This is a genomic window from Caulobacter sp. (genome assembly GCF_049283275.1).
GTDB lineage: Bacteria > Pseudomonadota > Alphaproteobacteria > Caulobacterales > Caulobacteraceae > Caulobacter.
This window is the reverse complement of sequence record NZ_JBAPVS010000121.1, coordinates 1-3,627: the sequence shown is the minus strand read 5'-3', so window position 1 is coordinate 3,627 and position 3,627 is coordinate 1. Positions and strand designations below refer to the sequence as shown.

The window sequence follows — 3,627 nt, the reverse complement described above, 5'->3', positions numbered from 1 at the left end:
GCCTCCAGCACGGCGCGAAAGCGCTTGAGCGCCGCCAGGGTCAGGGCCACGCCGTCGGGGTTCAGCTTGCCGCCGTCGCCCAGGTCACGGCCCAGTCCCGCCAGGACCTTCTCGTTGAAGACGGTCCAGATGGCGCGGCCTTCCAGCCGGTACACCACGAGGCGGACCGAGTTGGAGCCGATATCGATAACGGCCGCGTCGCGCGGCGCCGCAAAAGGCATGGGGACGGTTTAGCCTATTAGGCGGGGAGGGGAAGGTGGCGCGGGGAAAAAGCTTTCGCCGCTCCATAGATCAACGTTTCAGACCGACCAGCGGCGCGGGTTCGTCCAGCGTCTGCCGGCAGGCGCGCAGGCGCCAGCCGCTCCCGCCCTTCTCGTAATAGCAGGAGCCGAAGCTGATCGGATGGCCGTCGGCCCGTCGCCCGCCCTTGGTCATGGCGTAGGACCCGTCGGGGCTGACCAGCAGGTGCTCGACCACGCCGGGCCCCTTGGCCGGGCAGCGGCCCCACGAGCGGCCGGGGGACATGACCTGCCAGCCCGGCTCGTAGATCACGCCCCACTTGAACAGCGCCCGCTCGTGCGCCTTGGCCCAGGCCAGGTCGTCGGCGTCGCCCAGCTGGGTGTCGCCGGGCACGCCGGGCAGGGCGAAGATCGCGCAGATGTCGGCCTGTCGGGCCGGAGGCGGTCCGCAGGCGGTCACGCTCAGCGCCGCCAGGACGATCAGGAGACGCCTCAACCCCGCTTCCGCGGTCCCACGTGATCGAACGCCTGCGGCAGGTCCTTCACCTTGTGGCCCCGGCCCGACAGGCTGGGATTGGTCATGAAGTACTCGTGGGCCGAGAAGGCGCCCTTGCGGTCCCAGGCCGGGTCGCGGTCGTAATGGCCTTCGGGGGCGAGGTTCCAGCTCTGGGCCTCGTCATTGAGGTTGGCGACCATGATCTGGTTCAGCACCTGCTGGTGCACGGTGGGGTTCTCGACCGGGACCAGGCTCTCGACCCGGCGGTCCAGGTTGCGCGGCATCCAGTCGGCCGAGCTGATGAAGACCCGGCTCTGGCCGCTGGGCATGGCCGCGCCGTTGGCGAAGGCCACCACGCGGGCGTGCTCCAGGAACCGGCCGACGATCGACTTGACGCGGATGTTCTCGGACAGGCCCTTGATGCCCGGACGCAGGCAGCAGATGCCGCGCACCACCAGGTCGATCTGCACGCCGTCCTGGCTGGCGCTGTAGAGGGCGTCGATGATCTGGGGATCGACCACGGCGTTCATCTTGGCCCAGATCGCCGCCGGCTTGCCCTCGCGGGCGTTCCTGGCCTCGGCCGCGATCATCCTCAGCAGGTCCGGCTTCAGCGTCTCCGGCGAGAAGGAGAGCTTCTCCAGGCCATGGGGCTGGGCGTAGCCGGTGATGAAGTTGAACAGCTTGCCGCCGTCGCGGCCCAGGGCCGGATCGCAGGTGAACAGGCTCAGGTCCGTATAAACCCGGGCCGTCTGAGGGTGATAGTTCCCGGTGCCGAAGTGGCAGTAGGTGCGCAGGGCCTCGCCCTCGCGCCGCACCACCACCGACAGCTTGGCGTGGGTCTTCCAGTCGACGAAGCCGAACACCACGTGGACGCCGGCCCGCTCCAGGTCGCGGGCCCACTTCAGGTTATTCTCTTCGTCAAAGCGCGCCTTGATCTCGACCAGGGCCGTGACGTTCTTGCCGTTGTCGGCCGCCTCGATCAGGGCCGCGACGATCGGGCTGTCCTTGGAGGTCCGGTACAGGGTCTGCTTGATCGCCAGCACGTTGGGATCGCGGGCCGCCTGGCGGATGAACTGCACCACCACGTCGAAGCTCTCGAACGGGTGGTGGACCAGGATGTCCTTCTCGCGGATCGCCGCGAAGCAGTCGCCGCCGTGGTCGCGCACGCGCTCGGGGAAGCGGGCGTTGTAGGGCTTGAACTTCAGGTCCGGACGGTCGGGCGGGATCAGCTCGGCCATCTGGGCCAGGCCCAGCTTGCCGTCGACCAGCACCACGTCCTCGGGCTGGGCGCGCAGGCCCTCGATGATGAAGTCGCGCAGGTCCTGCGGCATGGTGGTCTGGATCTTGACCCGCACCACGCGGCCCAGCCGGCGCTTCTTCAGCCGCGCCTCGAACTCGCGCACCAGGTCTTCGGCCTCTTCCTCGATCTCCAGGTCGCTGTCGCGGATCAGGCGGAACAGGCCCCGACCCTCGACCTCGTAGCCGGGGAACAGGTGGTCCAGGAACAGGATGATGAAGCTTTCCAGCGCCACGATCCGCCGCTCGCGCTTGCGCGTGCTCTTGGCCGGCGCCTGGGAGAGCTCCCAGAACCGCTGCACCTGGCTGGGCACCGGCACCAGGGCGTACAGGTGCTTGTCGTCGGCGATCCGGCGCAGCTTCAGCGCCAGGCAGAAGCCCAGGTTCGGGATGAACGGGAACGGGTGGGCCGGATCGATGGCCAGGGGCGTCAGCACCGGGAACATCCGGGTCAGGAAGATCTCCTCGGCCCGCTCATGGTCGGCGCCGGCGATGTCCTTGGCGTCCAGCAGCTTCAGGCCCTCGCCCCACAGCTCGGCCCGCACCTCGCGCCAGATCCGCTGCTGCTCGGCCATCAGCTCGGCGGCCGAGGCGTTGATCCGCGTCAGCTGCTCGCCCGGCGTCAGCCCGTCCTGGCTGACCACCCGCACGCCCTCGCGCACCTGGCCCTTCAGGCCGGCCACGCGGACCATGTAGAATTCGTCCAGGTTGTTGGCCGAGATCGACAGGAACCGCAGCCGCTCCAGCAGCGGGTGGCGCGGATTGGCGCTCTCCTCCAGGACCCGCTGGTTGAAGGCCAGCCACGAGGTCTCGCGGTTGAAGAACCGCTCGGGCGAGGCCAGCAGCTCGTCGTCCAGCCGCAGGCCCGCCAGGTCCGGCGCGGCCGGCGAGGGCGCGGCGGGCAGGTCGAGGGCTGTGGCGTCGTCGGGCATGCGAAACTCCGTTTACCGTGTCCAGAGTGAACGAGGGCGGTGACAGGAGCAAGACAAACAGCCCCCGCCGACACGGCGACGCAAGCTTTGCCTGGAAGATGTTCCTAAAGTTTTGAGGCTCACGGACTTGCCCCCACCTGGCGACTTCGTCGCCTGTCCGCCCCCATAGGGGGCGGAGGGCATTAATCGCGCCCTCTTCCCCCTGTGGGGGAAGACGGTCGCGAAGCGACCCGTAGGGGGCAAGTGTTCGCCGCCTCAGTCTTCGTCGTCTTCCGGATCCCCGCCGAAATCCAGCACCGCCAGGGCCAGGGCCTTGTTCACCTCGCGCCCCTGCTCGATGGACGCCTCGTCCAGCGCCGCCACCGCCGCCAGGGCCGCCGGCGCCGACCGGGGCAGCCTGGCCATCAGATAGGGATAGAGGTCGGCCGCCGGGCGGATGCCCGCGGCCTCGAAGCCGCGCCGCAGCACCGCCTGCAGCACCACGTCGTCGGGCTCGTCGATCCGCGCCACGGTCAGGGCGTTCAGCCGCGAGCGCAGGTCGGGCACCGCCGCCTCCCAGGCCACGGGGGCCAGGCGGCCGGTCAGCAGCAGGCTGCCGCCGTCGACCCCGGCCATGTTGATCAGGTGGAACAGGGTCTCGTCATCGACCAGGTCGCCTTCGGAC

2 protein-coding genes and 2 pseudogenes are annotated in these 3,627 nt (G+C 69.3%); all 4 read right to left on the bottom strand.

Features of this window, described 5'->3' with window-relative positions:
• Nucleotides 1-221 (bottom strand): annotated as a pseudogene (locus tag WAL33_RS05910) (Ppx/GppA family phosphatase); the annotation flags it as partial.
• A gap of 70 nt (nucleotides 222-291) precedes the next feature.
• Nucleotides 292-735, bottom strand: a complete 444-nt coding sequence (locus tag WAL33_RS05905) for a hypothetical protein (protein WP_422179420.1) — start codon at nucleotides 733-735, stop codon at nucleotides 292-294.
• Nucleotides 732-2,963, bottom strand: a complete 2,232-nt coding sequence (locus WAL33_RS05900) for an RNA degradosome polyphosphate kinase (RefSeq protein ID WP_422179418.1) — start codon at nucleotides 2,961-2,963, stop codon at nucleotides 732-734. Before WAL33_RS05900 ends, WAL33_RS05905 begins: the two co-directional genes overlap by 4 nt.
• A 255-nt stretch (nucleotides 2,964-3,218) precedes the next feature.
• Nucleotides 3,219-3,627 (bottom strand): annotated as a pseudogene (locus WAL33_RS05895) (chromosomal replication initiator DnaA); the annotation flags it as partial.

What these genes read in the sequence shown, in the direction of transcription:
- WAL33_RS05900 (WP_422179418.1), bottom strand. Translation starts at nt 2,963, where the DNA reads ATGCCCGACGACGCCACAGCCCTCGACCTGCCCGCCGCGCCCTCGCCG.